The sequence below is a fragment of the Methylobacterium sp. Leaf85 genome, from assembly GCF_001422125.1.
In the GTDB taxonomy this organism is placed as follows: domain Bacteria; phylum Pseudomonadota; class Alphaproteobacteria; order Rhizobiales; family Beijerinckiaceae; genus Methylobacterium; species Methylobacterium bullatum.
Genome location: NZ_LMME01000003.1, coordinates 33,331 through 53,915, shown reverse-complemented (window position 1 = coordinate 53,915; position 20,585 = coordinate 33,331). Strand labels below are relative to the sequence as shown.

The 20,585-nt window shown below is 69.4% G+C and carries 14 protein-coding genes; 12 read left to right on the top strand and 2 right to left on the bottom strand.

The features are described from left to right. Nucleotides 1-18 precede the first annotated feature (18 nt). Nucleotides 19-1,167, bottom strand: coding sequence for a zinc-binding metallopeptidase family protein (locus ASF08_RS03630; protein ID WP_056141488.1), 1,149 nt, complete (start codon nt 1,165-1,167; stop codon nt 19-21). A gap of 372 nt (nt 1,168-1,539) precedes the next feature. On the opposite strand from ASF08_RS03630, the gene ASF08_RS03625 reads away from it, so the two are divergent. From ASF08_RS03625 to ASF08_RS03615, 3 genes are read left to right on the top strand one after another with little or no spacing between them, the layout of a single operon-like run. Next, nucleotides 1,540-4,809 (top strand): transglutaminase family protein, encoded by a 3,270-nt coding sequence (locus ASF08_RS03625; protein WP_147833298.1) that lies wholly within the window; start codon nt 1,540-1,542, stop codon nt 4,807-4,809. After that, the gene (locus tag ASF08_RS03620; RefSeq protein WP_056141474.1) at nt 4,806-7,349 is read left to right on the top strand and encodes a circularly permuted type 2 ATP-grasp protein; all 2,544 of its coding nucleotides are present in this window, start codon (nt 4,806-4,808) and stop codon (nt 7,347-7,349) included. Before ASF08_RS03625 ends, ASF08_RS03620 begins: the two co-directional genes overlap by 4 nt. Then, a complete protein-coding gene (locus tag ASF08_RS03615) occupies nt 7,346-8,263 on the top strand; it encodes a transglutaminase family protein (protein ID WP_056141471.1) in 918 nt (305 codons plus the stop codon). The genes ASF08_RS03620 and ASF08_RS03615 overlap by 4 nt, the downstream gene beginning before the upstream one ends. 250 nt (nt 8,264-8,513) lie before the next feature. Here ASF08_RS03615 and nikR read toward each other — a convergent pair whose 3' ends face one another. After that, a complete protein-coding gene (gene nikR, locus ASF08_RS03610) occupies nt 8,514-9,032 on the bottom strand; it encodes a nickel-responsive transcriptional regulator NikR (RefSeq protein ID WP_200931822.1) in 519 nt (172 codons plus the stop codon). Nucleotides 9,033-9,134: 102 nt separating this feature from the next. Between nikR and ASF08_RS03605 the strand changes: the two genes are divergently transcribed. The 9 genes from ASF08_RS03605 (at nt 9,135) to uca (ending at nt 20,568) form a co-directional block, all read left to right on the top strand. Further along, nucleotides 9,135-10,151, top strand: coding sequence for an ABC transporter substrate-binding protein (locus ASF08_RS03605; protein WP_082473034.1), 1,017 nt, complete (start codon nt 9,135-9,137; stop codon nt 10,149-10,151). A 68-nt stretch (nt 10,152-10,219) separates the two neighbouring features. Beyond that, complete coding sequence (locus ASF08_RS03600) at nt 10,220-11,281, top strand: ABC transporter permease (protein WP_244474441.1); 1,062 nt, start codon at nt 10,220-10,222, stop codon at nt 11,279-11,281. Next, complete coding sequence (locus ASF08_RS03595) at nt 11,278-12,219, top strand: ABC transporter ATP-binding protein (protein ID WP_056141467.1); 942 nt, start codon at nt 11,278-11,280, stop codon at nt 12,217-12,219. The genes ASF08_RS03600 and ASF08_RS03595 overlap by 4 nt, the downstream gene beginning before the upstream one ends. A gap of 271 nt (nt 12,220-12,490) precedes the next feature. Further along, the gene (locus ASF08_RS03590; protein WP_056141464.1) at nt 12,491-13,267 is read left to right on the top strand and encodes a creatininase family protein; all 777 of its coding nucleotides are present in this window, start codon (nt 12,491-12,493) and stop codon (nt 13,265-13,267) included. 17 nt (nt 13,268-13,284) lie between these two features. Further along, nucleotides 13,285-14,658 (top strand): type III glutamate--ammonia ligase, encoded by a 1,374-nt coding sequence (gene glnT / locus ASF08_RS03585; RefSeq protein WP_056141460.1) that lies wholly within the window; start codon nt 13,285-13,287, stop codon nt 14,656-14,658. A 230-nt stretch (nt 14,659-14,888) separates the two neighbouring features. Next, complete coding sequence (locus tag ASF08_RS03580; protein WP_238254073.1) at nt 14,889-15,350, top strand: cupin domain-containing protein; 462 nt, start codon at nt 14,889-14,891, stop codon at nt 15,348-15,350. Between the two features lie 96 nt (nt 15,351-15,446). Then, on the top strand, nt 15,447-16,256 hold the full coding sequence (locus ASF08_RS03575; RefSeq protein WP_056141457.1) for an urea amidolyase associated protein UAAP1: 810 nt from the start codon (nt 15,447-15,449) through the stop codon (nt 16,254-16,256). 14 nt (nt 16,257-16,270) lie between these two features. Further along, complete coding sequence (locus ASF08_RS03570; protein WP_056141454.1) at nt 16,271-16,906, top strand: urea amidolyase associated protein UAAP2; 636 nt, start codon at nt 16,271-16,273, stop codon at nt 16,904-16,906. Continuing rightward, nucleotides 16,906-20,568: an urea carboxylase gene (gene uca / locus ASF08_RS03565; RefSeq protein ID WP_056141451.1), complete on the top strand. Its 3,663-nt coding sequence runs from the start codon at nt 16,906-16,908 to the stop codon at nt 20,566-20,568. The genes ASF08_RS03570 and uca overlap by 1 nt, the downstream gene beginning before the upstream one ends. The last annotated feature ends 17 nt before the right edge of the window (nt 20,569-20,585 follow it).

The window sequence follows — 20,585 nt, the reverse complement described above, 5'->3', positions numbered from 1 at the left end:
GGCCCTGAGAGGCGGGCATCAAACGTTCGGAGGGGCCACGCGCTGGCGCAGGCCGGTGATGACGGCCTTCAGGACGTCGGAATCGACTTGATGCCCCGTGGCCGAACGGACGGCGTCGACCCGGTCGTGGACGAAGGCGAGCTTGGCGATGACGGCCGGGGTCAGCTTGAAGGGATAGAGCGCCGGCTGCCCCATGCTCCGGCTGAGGGAATTCACCGCATAGGTCAGTGGCAGCCAGACCGAGACCAGCCGGTCGAGGTCGGGGGACTGGTATGGATCGAAATCGATCACCACGGCCTCCGGCGCGCTGCTGCGCAGGCGCGGCCGCAGGTGGAGCTCGAAGGCGCTCGCCGTCTCCACCGTGTCGACGATGTGGAGGTAATGCGCCCAGGTCTCGGCGAAATCCTCCCACGGGTGGCTGGTGGCGTAGGCGCTGACGTAGGATTCCTGCCAGTCCGGCGGCGCGCCCTGGGCATAGTAGCGCTGCAGGGCCATTCCGTAGCTGGCGCGCTCGTCTCCGAACAGGTCGCGGAACGCCCAGATGCTCGGGTCGTAGCGGACCAGGACGTTCCAGAAATAATGCCCGATCTCGTGGCGGAAATGCCCGAGAAGCGTGCGGTAATACTCGCCGAACAGCATCCGCCGGCGCTCGCGCTCGACGTCGTCGGCCTCGGCGATGTTGAGGGTGATGAGGCCGCTGCGATGCCCGGTGAGGACGGGCGGGCCGACGCTGTAGCTCTCGGCCGGATCCACCAGGAAATCGAAGGCGAGGCCCGTGGCCGGGTTCTCCTCCCGCGTCATCAGCGGCAGGTCCAGGCGCAGGAGCGAGTAGAACAACCGGTGCTTGGCCGCCTCGATCTGGCGCCAGCGGGTGAGGTTCCAGTCGAGGGTCAGGTCCGGGACAACGCGGTTGTGCCGGCAGGAGGTACAGTAGCGGTCCGCGCTGTCCTCCGGCACCAGCCAGTTGCACGCGTGGTAATCGGCATTCGCGCAGAAGCGGTACTTTTGGGCCGGGTCGGCATAGGCGTGCCAGACCGAACCGGAGGGTTCGAGGGCCGACATCTCATGCGACTGGCAGACATAGCCGAGCCGCCGCTGGCAGCTGTCGCATTCCGTGCTCTCGAAGCTCACCGGCTGGTCGCAGGCCTGGCACTGAAAGACCTTCATCGGGCGGCCGCGCCCGCCGGACGGACGCCGCGGAGGGCGAGCGGGAGCGCGTCGCGGCGGCGTCCCGCGCCACGATGCACGGAATTTGCTTCACGCCCGGCGACGGGCCGCATCGCCACGCCGTATGTCTGAACTGCCAGGGCCAAGATCCTCACGCGATGAACGTCTTCGCCTTCCACCACCCGGTCGGGCAACGTCGCTGTAGACTAGCACCGAATTCGACTGCCGTCGGCGCTGTTCCCGGCCTATGGTCATTCGGCCTCGAAACGCCGATGACAGCCGGGATGCGCTTCGGCGATGCGCTCCGGCTTCCCGCCGCCGGCGCGCGTTCATCGCGCGCCCGGCACCACGTCTGAACCAGCGGGAGTCCCCGTGTCCATCAAAGCCGCCCTCCACCACGTCACCCACTACAAATACGATCGGCCGATCCAGCTCGGACCGCAGGTGATCCGCCTGCGCCCCGCGCCGCATACGCGCTCGTCCGTGCCGGCCTATTCCCTGAAGATCCTGCCGGAGAACCACTTCATCAACTGGCAGCAGGACCCGAACGGGAACTGGCTCGCCCGGCTGGTCTTCCCCGAGCGGACCACCGAGCTGAAGATCGAGGTCGATCTGATCGCCGAGATGGCGGTGATCAACCCGTTCGACTTCTTCGTGGAGGACTACGCCCAGACCCGCCCCTTCGCCTACGAGAGCGACCTCACGGCGGAGCTGAAGCCCTATCTCGTCACCGACGACGCCACGGGACCGGAGATCGACGCGCTGCTCGAGCGGCTGCCCGAACAGCCCAACACCGTGCTCTTCCTCGTGGCCCTCAACGCCATGATCGCCTCCGAGGTGACCTACGGCGTGCGCATGGAGCCGGGCGTCCAGACGCCGGCCGAGACGCTGACCCTGAAGAGCGGCTCCTGCCGCGACTCCGCCTGGCTCCTGGTCCAGGTGCTGCGCCGCATCGGTCTCGCAGCACGGTTCGTCTCCGGCTACCTGATCCAGCTCATTCCCGACACGACGGCGGTGGACGGCCCGGCCGGCACCTCCACCGACTTCACCGACCTGCACGCCTGGGCCGAGGTCTACCTGCCGGGCGCCGGCTGGATCGGCCTCGACGCCACCTCCGGTCTCCTCTGCGGCGAGGGCCACATCCCGCTCGCCGCCACCCCGCACTACCAGTCCGCCGCGCCGATCTCGGGCCTCGCCGAACCCGCCGAAGTGGAGTTCGGCTTCGAGATGACGGTGACCCGTGTGGCCGAGGCGCCGCGCATCACCAAGCCCTTCTCCGAAGAGGTCTGGGCCAAGATGGATGCCCTGGGCGAGCGGATCGACGTCGATCTCGCCGAGCAAGACGTGCGCCTGACCATGGGCGGCGAGCCGACCTTCGTCTCCATCGACGATTTCGAATCGGCCGAGTGGAACGCCGCCGCCGTGGGGCCGACCAAGCGCGGCCTCGCCGACAAGCTGATCCGGCGCCTGCGCACCCGCTTCGGGCCGGGCGGCATGCTGCATTACGGCCAGGGCAAGTGGTATCCGGGCGAGAGCCTGCCGCGCTGGGCCTTCGCCCTGTACTGGCGCCGGGACGGCAAGCCGATCTGGAGCAATCCCGACCTCGTCGCCAAGGAGGACGGCCCGCGTGACGCCACCTCCAGCAAGGCGAAGGCGCTGATCGACGGCGTCGCCAAGCGCCTTGGCCTCGAAACCTACGTGTTCCCCGCCTTCGAGGACCCGATCTACTGGGAGGAGAAGCGGGAGGAGCTGCCGATCAACGTCACCACCTCGGACGCCAAGTTCCCGAACCCGGAGACCAATGCCCGCATCGCGCGGGTGTTCGACCGCGGCCTCGGCGAGGCCGCCGGTTATGCCCTCCCCCTGGCGAGCCTGCCGCTCGGCAAGGACGATCCCGACGACCGCCGCTGGATCTCGGAACCCTGGCAGTTCCGCCGCACCCACGCCTTCCTGACGCCGGGCGATTCACCGGTGGGGTATCGCCTCCCCCTGAGCTCGCTGCCCTTCGTTCCGCCGGAGCACTACCCCTACTACCAGCCCCAGGATCCGCTTGAGGAGCGGGGCGCCCTCCCCGAGGGTCATCCCGGCACGAAGACCGAGAACGGTTCGGGCGTCACCGGCGTCGCCGTGCGCACGGCCCTCGCCGTCGAGCCGCGGGACGGGGTGCTGCGGGTGTTCATGCCGCCGCTGCAGCGGGTGGACGAGTATCTCGAACTCATCGGCCATCTCGAGGCCGTCGCCGCCGAGCTGAAGCAGCCCCTGCATATCGAGGGCTACGAGCCGCCGTTCGATCCGCGCCTGAACGTCATCAAGGTCACGCCCGATCCGGGCGTCATCGAGGTCAACGTGCATCCCGCCACCTCCTGGCGCGAGGCCGTGACCATCACGAGCGAGCTCTACGAGGATGCCCGCCAGATCCGCCTGGGCGCGCAGAAGTTCATGACCGACGGCCGCCATACCGGCACCGGCGGCGGCAACCACGTGGTGCTGGGCGGCGCGACGCCCAACGATTCGCCGTTCTTGCGCCGGCCGGACCTGCTGAAGAGCCTCGTGCTCTACTGGCAGCGCCACCCCTCGCTCTCCTACCTGTTCGCCGGCCTCTATATCGGCCCGACGAGCCAGGCCCCGCGCATGGACGAGGCTAGGCACGACGGGCTCTACGAGCTCGAAATCGCCATGGCGCAGGTGCCCAAGCCCGACGAGCCCAACATCCCGCGCTGGCTGGTGGACCGGATCTTCCGCAACATCCTCGTGGACGTCACCGGCAACACCCACCGTTCCGAGATCTGCATCGACAAGCTCTACTCGCCGGACGGCCCCACCGGCCGCCTCGGCCTCTTGGAGTTCCGCTCCTTCGAGATGCCGCCGGACCCGCGCATGAGTCTGGCCCAGCAACTCCTGCTGCGGGCCATCGTCGCCTGGGCCTGGCGCGAGCCCCAGGAAGGCGGCTGTGTCCGTTGGGGCACGGGCCTGCACGATCGCTTCATGCTGCCCCACTTCCTCTGGACGGACTTCCTCGGCGTGCTGGAAGACCTCCGCCAAGCCGGTTACGACTTCGACCCGGCGGCGTTCCAGGCGCAGTACGAGTTCCGCTTCCCCGTCTTCGGCACGGTGGAGCAGGGCGGCGTCAAGCTGGAACTGCGGCAGGCACTGGAGCCCTGGCACGTGCTGGGCGAAGAGGGGACGATCGGTGGAACGGTGCGGTACGTGGACAGCTCGGTGGAGCGTCTGCAGGTCAAGGTCGAGGGCTTCGTGCCCGGCCGCCACATCATCAGCTGCAACGGCCGGCGCCTTCCGATGACGAGCACCGGCACGGTGGGCGAAGCGGTGGCGGGCCTGCGCTTCAAGGCGTGGCAGCCGGCCTCCTCGATGCATCCGACGATCCCCGCGCATTCGCCCCTCACCATCGACATCCTCGATGCGTGGAGCGGACGCTCGATCGGCGGCTGCCGCTACCATGTCAGCCATCCCGGCGGGCGCAACTACGAGACCTTCCCGGTGAACACCTACGAGGCCGAGGGGCGCCGTCTCGCGCGCTTCCAGGCCCACGGCCACACCCCCGGCAAGGTCGAGATGCCGGTCGAGGAGATCAGCCGCGAGTTCCCGCTCACCCTCGATCTCAGAACGCCAGCACCCCGATGACCCAAATGGCCGAGGCGCAAGCCGGAGGAACGGCGTCGCATGTCGCGCGCTGGACTTCGGACTACCGGCCTCGGCCCGGAATCCCGGACGAGTTCGCGGGGCCGGACGGGCCTCGCGAAGGCGTTTCCGAAGGGCCTTGCAAAGGGGCCTGGCCACGCCTGCTCGACCGCCTCGGCGCCCTCAGCGGCGCCGAGATCACCGCCCGCTTCGCCTCGGCCGAGCGGCACATCCGCGATACCGGCATCTCGTATCGGATCTACGGCGACCAGCGCGAGCATGCCTGGCCGCTCAGTTCCCTGCCCCTGGTGATCGAGGGTGCCGAATGGCGCGCCCTCAGCGCCGGCATCGTCCAGCGGGCCGGGCTGATGGAATCCATCGTCTCGGACATCTACGGCCCCGGCCGGATGGTGTCGGAAGGGGTGCTGCCGGCCGCCCTGGTGGCCGGTGCGCCGGAATTCCTGCGCCCGCTCTCGGGGGTGACGCCGCCGGGCGGGCGCTGGCTCAAGCTCTATGCCGCCGATATCGGCCGGGGGCCGGACGGGCGCTGGCGGGTGCTCGCAGACAGGACTCAGGCCCCCTCCGGCCCCGGCTACGCGCTGGAGAACCGGATGGTGCTGACCCGCGCCTTCCCGGACCTCTATGCCGACCTTCATGTCGAGCGCCTCGCCCCGTTCTTCCAGGCGTTTCGCGACGGGCTGGTCATGGGCGCGCAGCGCAGCGACCCGCGCATCGGCCTGCTCACCTCCGGCCCCTTGAGCTCGACCTATGTGGAGCAGGCGGCGCTGGCGCGCTATCTCGGCCTGCTGCTGGTGGAGGGCGACGATCTCGTGATGCAGGACGGAGTGCTGCACGTGCGCACCGTCTCCGGCCTCAAGCGCATCGACGCCCTGTGGCGGCGCATCGATTCCGACTATCTCGACCCGCTCGAACTCAACCCGGCCTCGCGCCTCGGCGTGTCCGGCGTGCTGGAGGCCCTGCGCGACGGCAGCCTCGTCGTCGGCAACATGCCGGGTTCCGGCATCCTGGAATCGGGGGCGCTCGGGGCCTACCTGCCGCGCATCGCACGCTACTTCCTCGGCACCGACCTCAGCCTCCAGGGGCCGAAGAGCTGGTGGTGCGGCGATCCCGAATCCCTGGCCCATGTGCGCGACAACCTCGAACGGCTGGACCTGCGGCCGGTGGCGACCCCGACCAAGGGCATGGGGCGCGACGCCATCCTCGGGCCGCACGCCATCGTCGCCGAGCGCGAGCGCGTGGTGGCCGCCCTGCGCGACCGTCCGTTCGACTACGTGGCGCAGGAGCACGCCCCCCTCTCCACCATGCCGGGCTGGGAGCCCGGCCCCGACGGGATGCGCCTCGTGCCCCGCCCCTTCGTGCTGCGCGTCTTCGCGGCGGCGACTCCCGACGGCTGGCGGGTGATGCCCGGCGGCTTCTGCCGCATCTCCGAGCGGCCCGACGTGAACCCGATCGAGATGCGGGCCGGGATCAAGTCGGCGGATGTGTGGGTGCTCTCGGACGGCCCGGTGGAGCCCGTCTCGCTGATGCATCCGGGCGCCCCGCGCGTGCGCCGCATCGCCGGCCACCTGCCGTCGCGGGCGGCCGACAACCTGTTCTGGTTCGGCCGCTACGTGGAGCGGGCGGAGGCGGTGATCCGCCTCGTCATCGCCCATCTCGGCAGCGTCGGGAACGCGGTGATCGCCGACATGGCCGGCACCGAGAGCGCGCCCACCGCTCTCCGCATCCGCGCCCTGCTGGACGAATGGGGCGCCATCGAAGCGCCCGACCTGCCGACGGCGAAACTCGCGCAGGAGGCCCTGAGCGGGCGGGCGACCTACGGGTCGGCCTTGTCGCACAGCCTGTCGGCGCGCCACAACGCGGCCTCCCTGCGCGAGCGGCTGTCGAGCGAGGCCTGGCGCGCCCTGGCCGATCTGAAGGACCTCCTCGACCTCGACGAGGCCAGGGAACTGGCCGAGGCCGAGCTCCTCGGGCTGGCGGAGCGGGCGCTCGGCCACATCGCCGCCCTGGCGGGGCTGGCGCAGGAGAACATGAACCGCACGGCGGGCTGGCACTTCGTCGATCTCGGCCGCCGGATCGAGCGGGCGATCAACACCTGCTCCTTCGCCGCCCGTTTCGCGGGGGACGAGGCGACCGCCGAGGATCTCGGCGTCATGCTGTCCCTCTGCGATTCGCACGTCTCCTTCGGCGCGCGCTACATGCAGGGCGTGGCCATCGACCCGGTCCGCGACATGGTGCTCCTCGATCCGTTCAACCCGCGCTCCGTCGCCTTCCAGATCGAGGCGATCTGCCGCCATCTCGCCGACCTGCCGGCGCTGCGCGTCGACGGCCTGCCCGAGTCGCACCGGCGCCTCGCCCAGAAGCTCGCCGCCGAATTCACCACGGCCGAGGCGTCGGAACTCGACGGCGCGGCCCTGGCCCGCCTAGAAAACACCTTCGAGGGCCTCGCCGACGCGATCGTCACCCGCTACTTCCCCAACGGACCGCATGCCATGCGGCCGGAAAAGCTGGTGGGGCTCGCGTGATCTATACGCTGCGCCACCTCACCACCTACCGCTACGGCAAGCCCGTCCGCTACGCCCGCTGCGCCCTCAGGCTGCAGCCGCGCGACGGAGAGGGGCAGAGCGTCCTGTCGAGCGAGTTGACGATCTCGCCGACGCCGCGGACCCGCACCGTGCGGCGCGACTATTTCGGCCTCGACGTGGTGACCTTCCTGATCGACTCCCCACATAGCGAGTTGCGGGTGGAAGCCCTCTCGCGGGTCGAGGTGAAGCGTCCGCCGCTGCCGGAGCCGGAATCCGGCATGCCCTGGGAGACGGTGCGCGACACGGCGATCTCCGGCCGCTCGATGGCGCCCGACGCCCCCGTGCATTTCGTGTTCCCCAGCGTCAGGGTTCCCCTCGACCCGGACGTGACCGACTATGCCCGGGCCAGTTTCACCCCCGGCCGGAGCGCCTATGGCGGAGCCGTCGACCTGATGCGGCGCATGCGTGCCGACTTCACCTTCGACGCCAAGGCGACCACCGTACACACGCCGCTGGCCGAGGCCTTCGCCCTCAGGGCGGGGGTGTGCCAGGATTTCGCGCATATCATGATTGCCGGCCTGCGCGGCCTCGGCCTGCCCGCCGCCTATGTCAGCGGCTACATTCGCACTATCCCGCCCGCCGGCCGGCCGCGCCTGCGGGGCGCCGATGCCAGCCATGCCTGGGTCTCGGTCTGGTGCGGGGATGGCTGGATCGGCCTCGATCCCACCAACAACATCGGCGCCTGCGACGATCACATCGTTGTGGCGCGGGGCCGCGACTACACCGACGTCTCGCCCATCGACGGCATCGTCTCCTCCTCCGGCCCGCAGAAGCTCAAGGTCGAGGTGGACGTGATCCCCGACGGCGAGGCCATGCCGGAGGCGGCGGGCGAGCCGGAGGCTGAAACGGCCTGAATCCGGGCCTCGAAGGAGAGGTCCAGTTCGCGCTCCGAGTTCTGGAGGCCTCCTTCGAGGCCGCTTCGCGGCGCCTCAGGATGAGGTGGTCGGGTTAGGAGAAGGCAAACCTCGGCCCCGGCAACCAATTCTCATCCCACCAGACTCCTCATCCTGAGGTGCCGCAGCGAAGCGAAGGCCTCGAAGGAGGCATCCAGATCACACAACGCTGCTGGAAGCCTCCGTCGAGGCGGTACCGTCGGGCGAAGCCTCAGCCGCTCCCCTCCCCCTGGAACGGATGGATCGGCGGGATCAGCGCCGCGGCGAGTTCCAGCCGGCCGGAGATGACGCCGCGCTCGGTGATCATCGTGTCGGCGATGGTCTGCAGCGTCGCCGCCGGCCCCTGGACCAGCACCACTTCGAGGGTCTGGTTGTTCATCAGGTGGACGTGGAGCGAGGAGATCACCTCGGCGATGTAGCGCCGCTGAAGGTCGGCCAGACGCTGCTGCACGCCCGGCGCGAGATGATCGTAGAACAGCGTGATCGTGCCCACCATCACCCGGTCGCCGACCTTGTGCCGGTGCTCCACGAGCGAGCGGTGGAGGATCGTCGCCACCGCCTGGGAGCGGCTGGCGAAGCCCCGCTCCCCCACCATGGTGTCGAGTTCGCAGAGCAGGTCCTCGGACAGCGACAGGCTGATCCGGCTCACCGGCTTGCGCCGCCCGCCCGCGCCCTCCTCCGGGACCGCCCCGTCATCGGCACCCATCTCGGTCTCGTCGCCACCGGCCATCGGGCCTCTCCTCCATGCCGGGCCGAACCTGGCACGTCTCTTGTATGGGTGAAACGCAATCGGTATTACGATTTCCAGCGATCGTACTACGCGGTTCGGAGAATGCAGATGCACCTTTCCACGATCCTGACCGCCGGACGCAAGGCCATCACGGGCTGCGCCCTCGCCCTGGGCCTCCTCACGGCCTCCGCCTCCATCCCCGTGGCGCACGCCGCCGAGCCCCTGCGCATCGGCTACAGCGACTGGCCCGGCTGGGTGGCCTGGCAGGTCGCCATCGAGAAGGGCTGGCTGAAGGAAGCCGGTGTCGACGCGAAGTTCGAGTGGTTCGACTACTCGGCCTCCATGGACGCGTTCTCCGCCGGCAAACTCGACGCCGTCACCTGCACCAACGGCGATGCCCTGGTGATGGGCGGCAACGGCGCCAAGAACGTCATGATCATGCTCACGGATTACTCCAACGGCAACGACATGATCGTCGGCAAGCCCGGCGTGAAGGCACTGGCCGACCTCAAGGGCAAGAAAGTCGGCCTCGAAGTCGGCCTCGTGGAGCATCTCCTCCTCATCAACGGCCTGACCAAGCTCGGCCTCAAGGAGACGGACGTCACCCTGGTCAACGCCAAGACCAACGAGACCCCGCAGGTGCTCGCCTCCGGCGACGTCTCGGCCATCGGCGCCTGGCAGCCCGTCGCCGGGCAGGCGATGAAGGGCGCGGCCGGCGCCAAGCCGCTCTATACCTCCGCCGACGAGCCGGGCCTGATCTACGACGTGGTCACCGTCTCGCCGGCCAGCCTGTCGGGCCGCCGGGCCGAGTGGATCAAGTTCGTCGGCGTGTGGAACAAGGTCGTCGCCTATATCCAGGACCCGAAGACGCAACCCGACGCCGTGGCGATCATGGCGGCCAAGGTCGGCATCGACGCGCCCACCTTCACCCGCTTCCTCAAGGGCACCAAGCTCCTCACCCTTGCCGAGGGCGCCAAGGTGATGAAGGATGCCGACGGGTTCGGCTCCCTCTACGGCTCGAGCCGCTACGCCGACGCCTTCAACGTCAAGTACGAGGTCTACAAGACCGCCCAGGACGTGAAGAGCTACATCGACCCCGCGCTGACCGACGGCAAATGAGCGCGGAGATGCGCCAGGGCGTGGAGCGCACGTCCCCTCCCCCATGTGGGGAGGGGACAGGGGTGGGGGTGGCTTCGCCAGCCTCGGCCGCGGTGGCTCACCCGACCACCCCCACCTCCAACTCCTCCCCACACGGGGGAGGAGGGGCCCGCGTCCCGTCTCCCATCTCCCCGCGCCGCCGCTCCTGGGTCGGCGTGGCCCGGCCGCTCTCGCCGCGCCGGCGGACGAGCCTCGCCATCCTGTCGTTCCTGATCCCGCTCCTCGCCTGGGCGGCGGTCTCCTACGTGCCGTTCCTGTGGCATCCCCTGGTGGAGGTGACCGATCCCGGCGACATCGCCTGGATGGAACCGGGGATGCGCGTGCCGAAGGCCGCCTTCGCGGAGGAGGTCGCCTCGGCCAAGACCGCCGGCACCGCGGAGCCCGCGGGCAGGCCCGCCAACCCGGTCTACCTCCCCGCCCCGCACGAGGTGGCAGAAGCGTTCTGGACCTCGCTGACGGCCCAGCCGACCCAGCGCGACGCCATCCGCCTGCCCTTGAGCCTGTGGCACTCGATCCAGATCATCGCCCTCGGCTTCCTGCTGTCGTCGCTGATCGGCGTGCCGCTGGGAATCCTCTGCGGCGCCCAGCCGACTTTGGCGCGCCTCACCGAGCCGGTCATCGAGTTCGTGCGCTACATGCCGGCCCCCGCCTTCGGCGCGCTGATGGTGGCCATCCTCGGCATCTATGACGGGCCGAAGATCGCGATCATCGTCATCGGCACCTTCTTCCAGCAGGTGCTGGTCATCGCCAACACCACCCGGCGGATCGAGCCCCTGCTGATCGAGGCGGCGCTGACGCTCGGCGCGCGGAATCTCCGCCTCATCCGCCGGGTGATCGTGCCGGCGATGCTGCCGCAGCTCTACCGCGACCAGCGTATCCTGCTCGGCTGGGCCTGGACCTACCTCATCGTCGCCGAACTCATCGGCACCTCGTCGGGCATCACCTTCTTCATCACGCAGCAGGCCCGCTACCAGCATTTCGACAACGTCTACGCCGCGATCCTCATCATCGGCCTCGTCGGCTCGGCCACCGATCTCGCCCTCGCCTGGCTCGGCCGCCGGCTGTTCCCCTACGACAGGAGCGAAGCGTGAACTCGGTCTCTCCCGTCGCCTCTCCCGTCGTCCTGCCGATCGAGGCCTGCGACTACCGCACCCAGTGCGAGCCGGTCCGTGCCCGGTTCGAGAAGCTGAAGAGCCGCGAGGTCGCCCTCCGGGTCGAGAAACTGACGAAGACCTTCCGCAAGCCGGACGGCGGCACCACGGTGGCCCTGAAGGACATCGACCTCGTCACCCACCGGCGCGAGTTCCTCTGCGTCGTTGGCCCATCGGGCTGCGGCAAGTCCACCTTCGTGCGCATCCTCGCCGGGCTCGAGACTTCCACCTCGGGCGTGGTCAGCGTCGAGGGCGTGCCGGTCTCGGGGCCGGGGGCCGACCGGGGCATGGTGTTCCAGGGCTACACCCTGTTCCCCTGGCTCAGCGTGCTGCGCAACGTCGCCTTCGGACTGGAGGAGAACGGCACGCCGCGTCGGGAAGCGGAGCGCGAGGCCCGGCAATGGCTGGCGCTCATCGGACTGGAGGCCTTCGCCGACAGCTACCCGCACCAGCTCTCCGGCGGCATGAAGCAGAGGGTCGCCATCGCCCGGGCGCTGGCCACGCGGCCGCGCATCCTGCTCATGGACGAGCCGTTCTCGGCCCTCGACACCCAGTCGCGCGCCCGGATGCAGGCCTATCTCATCGAGATCTGGAAGAAGATCGACATCACCATCGTATTCATCACCCACGATCTCGACGAGGCGGTGCACCTGGCCGACCGCATCCTGGTGCTCAGCGCCCATCCGGGCGAGGTGGCCGAACTCATCGAGGTCCCGGTGCCGCGCCCGCGCAGCCACAACCAGGCGCTCACCCCGGAATTCCGCGCCACCCGCGCCCGCCTCGACGCGCTGATCCACCCGCCGAAGGACGAGGCCGAAGAAAGCGTCGCCCCCGACGTGGTGACGCGCATGACGTCTGCCGGGGACGAGGTGGAATGATCGCCCGCGCTTGTTCTCCCGGTGTCGTGCGCATCCCCCTCTCCCCGCTCGCGGGGAGAGGGCTTCCTGCCCCCTTGCCGGGGCAGGAAGCGAGGCGGCAGCCGACGGTGAGGGGGCGGTTCCGGTTGAGCCTCATCCGTCGACACCCCCTCACCCTCGCTTCGGCTTCGCCTGCGCTACCCGCCGGCACGACGGGGTGCCTGCGGGCCTCTCCCCGCCCGGCGGGGAGAGGGGGCCGCGACCACTTCCTCGTCCTTCAGGCATCCCGGCCATGACCGCCCCTTCCCCCCTCCTCTGGGCGAACCGCACCTGGGACGAGATCCCCGGCGACCTCGCCGCCGTCGCCCATGCCGCGATCCTGCCGGTGGGGGCCACCGAGCAGCATGGGCCGCATCTCGGCACCGGCATGGATTTCGTCCTGGCCGAGGCCCTGACCCATGCGGTCTCGGCGCGGACCCGCGTGCCGGTGCTCCCCACCCTGCCCTATGGCTGTTCCCTCGGGCACAGCCGGCGCTGGCCGGGCACCATCACCCTCGATCCCGTGATGATGACGCGGCTCGTGGCCCAGATCGGCACCTCGGCCTACCAGTCGGGCGTCCGCCGGCTGTTCATCGTCAACGCCCACGTCACCAACGCCGCGCCCCTGCGCTGTGCCCTGGAGATGCTGCGCGCCGCCCATGACGACCTCATGGTCGCCCTGGTGAATTCCGCCACGGTGAGCGAGCGCGTCCGCGCCGCGCATTTCGCCGATGCCGACGACTGGCACGCCAACGCCGCCGAGACCGCGCTGATGATGGCGGTGGCGCCCGATCTCGTGCGCCCGGACCGCATCGCCGATGCGGACGATCCCGACCGGACGGAGGGGCTCGTCTTCTCCCATCCGGTCAACCGGACGAGCCTGAACGGCGTCACCGGACGTCCCTCGCAGGCGAGCCTCGAAGACGGGGAGCGTCTGTTCGGCTGGATGGTCGAGGACCTGTCCGCCCTCGTCCTGCGGGGCCTCTCCGAGACCCCGCCGCTGCCCCATTCCTTCTCCGTTTCCGCTTAAAACCAAGGAGCCGCCCGATGGCGCATGCCACCGAAATCGATCCCGCCATTGCCAAGCTGCAGGACGACCTGCGCGCCAAGGGCGTGAAATACGTCATCGGCGCCTATGTCGACATCCACGGCGCACAGAAGGCCAAGGTGGTGCCCGTCGACCACCTGCCGCAGATGGCGGCGGGGTCCGAGCGCTATACCGGCTATGCCCTCGACGGGCTCGGCCAGGCTCCGAACGAGGACGAGCTCGCCTCGGTGCCGGACTTCTCGCAGCTGATCCAGCTGCCCTGGGAATCGAAACTGGCCTGGTGCCCGGCCGACCTCACCTTCCAGGGCCAGCCCTACCCGCTCTCCACCCGCGTTGCCCTGAAGTCCGTGCTGAAGGATGCCGAGGCCATGGGCTTCGGCTTCAACCTCGGCATCGAATGCGAGATCTTCCTGCTCAAGCAGGAGGCGGACGGCTCGCTGCACACGCCGATCCCCGACGATAAGCTGGTGAAGCCCTGCTACGACGTGCGCGGCTTCGTCGACAACTTCACCTGGCTCGACAAGGTCGCCACCACGATCAACGATCTCGGATGGGACCTGTATTCCTTCGACCACGAGGATGCCTGCGGCCAGTTCGAGTTCGATTTCAACTATGCCGACGCCCTGACCATGTGCGACCGGCTCACCTTCTTCCGCATGATGGCCAAGCAGTATGCCAAGGAAGAAGGCCTCATCGCCACGATGATGCCCAAACCCTTTGCAGATCGCACCGGCAATGGCGCGCATTTCAACATGTCCCTCTCCGACAAGGAGACGGGCAGGAACGCCTTCGCCTGCGACCCGAAGGACGATCCGCGCGGCCTCGGCCTCACCGAGACCGGGTACCACTTCATCGGCGGCGTGCTGAAGCACGGGCGAGCGCTCTGCGCCGCCTTCGCGCCCACCGTGAACAGCTACAAGCGCCTCGTGCGCCAGGGCTCCATGGCCGGTTTCTCCTGGGCGCCGGTGTTCAACTCCTACGGCTCGAACAACCGCACCAATTCGGTGCGCGTGCCCGCCGGCGGCGGACGCTGCGAGAGCCGTAACGCGGACGGCGCGGTGAACCCCTACCTCGCCGCCGCCCTGGTCCTCGCGGCGGGTCTGGAGGGCGTGCGCGAGCGCATCGATCCGGGGGCTCCCAACGAGGACAACCTCTACGACCTCACCGACGCCCAGCGCGCCGAGCGCGGCATCGAGTTCCTGCCCCAGACCCTCGCCGAGGCGGTGGACGCCTTTGCCGCCGACCCGTTGGTGGAGAAGACCCTGGGCAAGGCGCTCCGCGACGAGTTCATCCGCTACAAGCGCGCCGAGTGGGAGGAGTATCACCTCACGGTCAGTGCCTGGGAGATCGAGCGCTACAGCCATCTGTTCTAGGCAGGCTCAACAAACGTGGTCGCCGGTTTTGCATCGTGACACCGGCGACACGTCAAAGGCCCGGGCGTGGTGAAGCATTGGCGTGCCGATACGAACCTTGCTTGTCGTTAACCCTCACTCGAAGCGGATTCTCAACACACTCATGCTTCTCTCCCGCTGTCATTATTGGTATTCGCAAGGGTGGCTGGGATTCGGCCGGCCGCGGATGCGGTTGCGGGGGAGATGGTTCGGTGGAGATTGCGCGACTGCTTCATACGTTCGGCGGTCCGTTGCTCGCCCTGTTCGGCGGAATCGGCGCGCGGTCGATGGGGACGCTCGTGACCGGCATGGGCAGCGGCGTCCGGACCGTGGATTTCGCCGGGTCGCCCCGCCCCTGCAAGCCCTACCGGCCGGACCCGGGACGGATCGTCTCGGGCGATCCGGCCCAGACGGTGAGCGTCGCCTACCAGAGCGACGACGGTCTCTTCTCGGCCGGAACCTGGACCTGCCAGCCGGGCAAATGGCACATCGAGTTCGCCCAGAACGAGTTCGTGCACATCCTCGAAGGGGTGGTGGTGGTCACGGACGGGGACGGGCTCGCCAAGACCTACCGGGCGGGGGACGCCTTCGTCTCTCCCGCCGGTTTCTCCGGCACCTGGGACGTCAGGGAGCCGGTGCGCAAGTACTTCACACTCGGTGGTCCGCCGGGTTAAGCAGCACCCCTAACGACGCATGCCCGCCGGGACGACCCGGCCGCGCCAGGGCTGTTTTTCCGGGACGACCCGGAGAACAGCCTTGAGGAGACGGGCATGACCGACACAGCCAGCATCATCGCCGAGAATCGGCGCCGCTACGAGGAACTGAAGGCGCAAGGGCAGGGGCATGCCCCGCGCGCCCTGCCCCCACCCTCTTCGCGGGACTTGCCCCTCGACGAGGCGGCGATCCTCCACACCGAGACCATTCCCGGCGGCTGGTATCGCACCTTCGAGCTCAATGCCGGCGAAGCCCTGCGGATCGGCCTCGATCATGGCCCGTCCAGCGTCGCCCTCGTCGCCTGGAACGCCGCCGAGACCTCGGAACGCCTGAACTACGCCGACACCGTGAAGGTGCAGTGGACCGCCGCCCTCCAGCGCGGCCGGGTGCTGTTCTCCGACATGGGCCGGGTGATGCTCTCGCTCATCGAGGATTCCTGCGGTGCGCACGACGCGCTCGTCGGTGGTTCCAACGCCGAATCCAATGCCGCGCGCTACGCGGGCGGCCCCCATCGCAACACTCGCGACAACCTCGTCCTCGCCGCCCTCAAGGCGGGGCTCGACCGGCGCGACATCCCCGCCTGCATCACGCTGTTCGCCCCCGTCTCCGTGGGCGCGGAGGGGCGCTTCGCCTGGAACGAGGCCGGCCGCCGTGCGGGCGACTTCGTCGATCTGCGCGCCGAGCTCGACCTCCTCGTCACCCTCTCCAACTGCCCGCACCCCCTCGACCCGAACCCGGATTACGCGCCCAACCCCGTGGTGGTGACCCGCTTCCGGGCGCCCGTCCCGGCGGCGGACGATCTCTGCCGCAACGCCACGATCGAGGCCGTGCGCGGCTTCGAGAACAACGCCGCCATCGGCTTCTGACGGGGGGACGCACCATGACCGACGACACCCAGCTTCTCCTCGACGAGGTCTTGCTTGACGAAATCGTGCCGGCCCAGGCGCCCTGGTCCGGCCTCGTGCGCAAGGGCCAGATTCTGCGCATCACCGACACCGACGGCTGCCAGGCGGTGGACACCCTGTTCTACCGCGCCGGCGACATGGGCGAGCGCTATTCCTCGCAGGACACCCTGCGCGTCCAGGGCTCGGCCTACGTGACGACGGGCACGCGCCTCGTCTCCAACGAGGGCCGGGTGATGGCCACCGTCACCGCCGATTCCTGCGGCCGGCACGACACCTCGGCGGGGGCCTGCTCCTGCGAGGCCAACACCGTGCGCTTCGGCCACGCCACCCGCTATCTCCATGCCTGCCGCGAGAATTTCGCCCTGGAAGTCGCCAAATACGGTCTCTCCAAGCGCGACATCCCGCCCAACATCAACTTCTTCATGAACGTGCCCATCGAGCAGAACGGCGAGCTCGCCATCGTCGACGGCGTCTCCTCGCCGGGCGACTACGTCGAGGTCACGGCGGAGATGGACGTGATCTGCGTGATCTCGAACTGCCCGCAGATCAACAACCCCTGCAACGGCTTCAACCCGACGCCGATCCACGTCTCCATTCGGGACGCGCGCTGATGTTCGGCAAGATCCTCATCGCCAATCGCGGCGAGATCGCCCGGCGGATCGCCCGCACCTGCCGGCGCATGGGTGTGGCCTCCGTGGCCGTCTTCTCGGATGCCGACCGGTTCACCCGCGGCGTGCTGGAGGCGGACGAGGCCGTCCGCCTCGGCCCCGCGCCGGCGGCCGAGAGCTACCTGAACGTCGAGGCCGTGATCGCCGCCTGCAAGGCGACGGGGGCGCAAGCCGTCCATCCCGGCTACGGATTCCTGTCGGAGAACGTGGCCTTCGCCGAGCGTCTGGCGGCCGAGGGCATCGTCTTCATCGGCCCGAAACCCGAACACCTGCGCGCCTTCGGCCTCAAGCACACCGCCCGCGACCTCGCGCGGGCCAGCGGCGTGCCCCTCCTGCCCGGCACCGGCCTGCTGCCGGATCTCGACGCGGCGATCGCATCCGCCGAGACCATCGGCTACCCGGTGATGCTCAAGAGTACGGCGGGCGGCGGCGGCATCGGCATGCGCCTCTGCGCCTCGGCCGACGAGCTCCGCGAGCACTATACCAGCGTGGAGCGCACGGCCCGCGCCAGCTTCGGCGACGCCCGCGTCTATCTCGAACGCTTCGTCGGCGAGGCGCGCCATGTGGAGGTGCAGATCTTCGGCGACGGCGCGGGCCGCGTGGTGGCGCTGGGCGAGCGCGACTGCTCGCTCCAGCGCCGCAACCAGAAGGTCATCGAGGAGACCCCCGCGCCGGGCCTGTCGGATGCCGTGCGCGAACGCCTCCACGCGGCCTCGGTGGCCTTGGGGACGAGCGTCGCCTACGCCTCGGCGGGGACGGTGGAGTACATCTACGATCCCGTCCGCGAGGATTTCTCCTTCCTCGAAGTGAACACCCGGCTCCAGGTCGAGCATCCGGTCACCGAGGCGGTGTTCGGCATCGATCTCGTCGAATGGATGATCCGCCAGGCGGCGGGCGAGGACGTGATCGCTGCCGCCGGCCCCCTGGTCCCGCAGGGTGCCGCCATGGAGGCGCGGCTCTATGCCGAGATCCCCCACGCCAATTTCGCCCCGAGCGCCGGCCTCCTCACCGAGGTGCGCTTCCCCGCCGAGGCCCGGATCGACGGCTGGATCGAGACCGGCACCGAGGTCACGACGAACTACGACCCGATGCTCGCCAAGATCATCGTGACGGGCGAGGATCGCCCGGCGGCGCTCGCCGCCTTGCGCCAGGCCCTCGACGACAGCGCGGTGTCGGGGATCGAGACCAATCTCGATTATCTGCGCGCCATCGCCGGTTCCGAGCTCTTCGCCTCGGGCCGGGTCGCCACCACGGCGTTGCGCGACTTCCCCTATGCGCCGCGCAGCATCGAGGTGCTGGTTCCCGGCGCGCAATCGAGCCTGCAGGAACTGCCCGGCCGCATCGGGCTCTGGCATGTGGGCGTGCCGCCGAGCGGACCGATGGATGCGCGCTCGTTCCGCGACGCCAACGCCCTCGTGGGCAACCCGCCCGATACCTGCGCCCTGGAACTCACCGTGTCCGGGCCGACCCTGCGGTTCCACGCCGCCGCCACCGTGGCCCTCGCCGGGGCCGCGATGACCACGCGCCTCGACGGGGTCGAGCAGCCTCACGGGAAGGCTTTCGCGGTCGAGCCCGGCCAGACGTTGAGCGTCGGCGCCATCGCCGGCCCCGGCCAGCGCAGCTACCTCGCCCTGCGCGGCGGTTTCGCCGCGCCGGTCGTCCTCGGCTCGCGGGCGACCTTCGCGCTCGGCGCCTTCGGCGGCCACGCCACCGGCGTCTTGAAGGCCGGCGACGTCCTCCACCTCGGCGATGCGCCCGAGGTCGAAGCCTCGATGCCCGAGCCTGCGCCCCTCACCCATGCCTGGGAGATCGGCGTGGTCTACGGGCCGCACGGCGCGCCGGACTTCTTCCGGGACGAGGACATTTCGGACCTGTTCTCAGCCTCTTACGAGGTTCACTTCAACTCGGCCCGCACCGGCGTGCGCCTCGTCGGCCCGACCCCGCTCTGGGCGCGCAGCGACGGCGGCGAGGCGGGGCTGCACCCGTCGAACCTCCACGACAACGCCTACGCCATCGGCTCCATCGACTTCACCGGCGACATGCCGATCCTCCTGGGGCCGGACGGCCCGAGTCTCGGCGGCTTCGTCTGCCCGGCGGTAATCGCCCGCGACGAGCAGTGGAAGATGGGGCAATTGCGGCCGGGGGATACGGTGCGGTTCACGGCGGTGGAGCGGGCGGGGGACGATTCCTTCGTCCTGTCCCAACCACATCCTCATCCTGAGGCGCCGGAGCGTAGCGGAGGCCTCGAAGGAGGGCTCCAGAGAACGCCGCGCCCCCTGGAGGCCTCCTTCGAGGCCGCTTGCGCGGCACCTCAGGATGAGGTCGTTGGATTGGGGGGAGGGAAAGATCGCGCCGGCTCGCCCATCCTCGCCACCGACTCCTCCGGTCCCGTGCCGGTGGTCTACCGCCGCCAGGGAGACGACAACCTGCTGGTCGAATACGGGCCGATGGCCCTCGATATCGGCATCCGCCTGCGGGTCCACTTGCTGGCCGAAGCGGTGGCCGAGGCGCGGTTGCCCGGTCTCATCGACCTGACGCCGGGTATCCGCTCGCTCCAGATCCATTACGACGGCACCACGCTGCCACGCTCCCGCCTCCTCGGGCAGTTGCGCGAGATCGAGGCCGCCCTGCCCGCCGTCGAGGACGTCACGGTGCCGAGCCGCGTGGTCCATCTGCCCCTGTCCTGGAACGACCCCCAGGCCGAACTCGCCATGCGCAAGTACCAGGAGCTTGTGCGCCCCAACGCGCCCTGGTGCCCGTCGAACATCGAGTTCATCCGCCGCATCAACGGCTTGGAGTCGGAAGCTGACGTAAAACGCATCATCTTCGATGCGAGCTATCTCGTGATGGGGCTGGGCGACGTCTATCTCGGCGCGCCGGTGGCGACGCCGGTGGACCCGCGCCACCGCCTCGTCACCACCAAGTACAACCCCGCCCGCACCTGGACGCCGGAGAACGCGGTGGGCATCGGCGGCGCCTATATGTGCATCTACGGCATGGAGGGGCCGGGCGGGTACCAGCTCTTCGGCCGCACCATCCAGATCTGGAACACCTGGCGGATGACGAAGGAATTCGTCCCCGGCCATCCCTGGCTGCTGCGCCCGTTCGACCGCATCCGCTTCTTCCCCGTGAGCCACGACGAGCTGACGGAGGCGCGCGCCGCCTTCCCGCACGGGGCCTACCCGCTGACCATTGAGGAGGGCACGTTCTCCTATGCCGAGCACCGGGCCGAGCTCGCCCGCAACGCCGTCGAGATCACGCAGGCCAAGCTGCGCCAGCAGACCGCCTTCGAGACCGAGCGGCAGCGCTGGCAGGATGAGGGGCTCGACAGTTTCGTCGCCGACGAGGGCGCGCCCGTGGGCGAGGAGGATGCGGTGCCGGCCGGCCATGTGGGCGTGCCGACCACCGTGCCGGGCAATGTCTGGAAGGTGCTGGTCGAGGAAGGCCAGAGCGTCGCGTCCGGCGAGACGGTGGCGATCCTCGAATCGATGAAGATGGAGATCGCCGTGTCCGCCCCGGTGGCGGGAATCGTGCGTGAGGTCCGGGTGAAGCCGGGCCGCACCCTGCGCGGCGGCGATCTCGTCGCCATCCTCCAGGAGATCTAAGCAGGTTCGCGTTAGCA